The 1,188-nt window shown below is 62.5% G+C and carries 2 protein-coding genes and 1 pseudogene; 1 reads left to right on the forward strand and 2 read right to left on the reverse strand.

Going from position 1 to position 1,188, the window contains the following annotated elements:
• Together E5W70_RS32465 and E5W70_RS32470 are read right to left on the reverse strand one after the other, a co-directional pair.
• Positions 1-193: pseudogene (locus E5W70_RS32465) on the reverse strand (hypothetical protein); the annotation flags it as partial.
• Between the two features lie 8 nt (positions 194-201).
• Entirely contained in the window at positions 202-525 is a 324-nt protein-coding gene (locus E5W70_RS32470; RefSeq protein WP_292665449.1) for a TfoX/Sxy family protein, read from the reverse strand.
• A 90-nt stretch (positions 526-615) separates the two neighbouring features.
• Here E5W70_RS32470 and E5W70_RS32475 point away from each other — a divergent pair, with 90 nt between their 5' ends.
• Positions 616-1,113, forward strand: coding sequence for a GFA family protein (locus E5W70_RS32475; RefSeq protein ID WP_292665451.1), 498 nt, complete (start codon positions 616-618; stop codon positions 1,111-1,113).
• Positions 1,114-1,188: the final 75 nt, after the last annotated feature.

Here is a 1,188-nt window from a genome sequence, read left to right on the forward strand (position 1 = left end):
TCGACACGAGCTTGCCGTGGCGCGAGCCGGTGTAGGTCCACTGCGTGCAGCCGGCACTACGTGAAGGCGTTGCCGCCGCGATGCTCGCCGTCGAGCGCGCCGCCTTCACCAGCGCCAGCTTTGCCGAGGCGCTGGCGCTCGTGCCCGAGGCGCGGGACCTGGTGTGAAATGCGGCCCGGAATTGCCGAAGCATGGCGCAGCCTATTTGCCGGCGCGCCGTCCTGCCTCGTAGGCCCGGCGCGCCCAGATCGCCATCTCGTCGGGATCGTCGAAAGCGCTGTCGGGAACGCTCCAATAGGGCATCGACACGAGCTTGCCGTGGCGCGAGCCGGTGTAGGTCCACTGCGTGCAGCCGGCCGCTTCGAAATCCGGGGCGCTTTCGGCGTCGGCCTTCAGCATCAATTCGCCACGGATGACGATGGCGACAATGACGCCGTCGAAATAGATGCCCTTGCCGCCGAACATCCTGCGGATGCTGACCGGGCCGAGGCCTTCGAAAAGCTCTTCTATGCGCTCGTTGTCCATGCGGCGATCATGTCACCCGGATTTCCCCTTGTCATCGACCCAACCGGCACCATCCTGACAAGTTCAGAATCAATTTCGTCGGAGTTTCTCATGCCGCTTCTGCTCAAGGGGTCCTGCCGGTGTAATGCCGTGCGTTTCGAGGTGGAAAGCCACACGCCGGTGCCGTTCATGCTGTGCTACTGCTCGATCTGCCGCAAGCAGCAGGGCGGCGGCGGTTTTGCCATCAATCTCGGCGCCGATTACGAGACGCTGAAAATCCATGGCAAGCGCCATCTCGGTGTCTATCGCGCCGAGATCGAGGACGACGAGCACCCGCAACGCGAAACCTCGACGGGCGAGCGGAACTTCTGCACGAAATGCGGGACGGCACTCTGGCTCTACGACCCAACCTGGCCGGAGCTGGTGCATCCCTTCGCCTCGGCGATCGACACCGACCTGCCGAAGCCGCCGGAGAAGGTGCATCTGATGCTGAAATACAAGGCGAATTGGGTCGAGCCGGATATCGGCAAGGGCGACAAGGTTTTCGATGTCTACCCGGAGGAGTCGATCGCGGACTGGCACAAGCGAACGGGGATGTGGGTGGATTAGCGTTCTTCTCCCCGTTTACAGCAGGGCTATCGCATATGAGTGATGGCATTGATGAGATAGTCGTCGTTCCAGGCG

Source organism: Mesorhizobium sp. (assembly GCF_005063415.1).
Classification (GTDB): Bacteria; Pseudomonadota; Alphaproteobacteria; order Rhizobiales; family Rhizobiaceae; genus Mesorhizobium.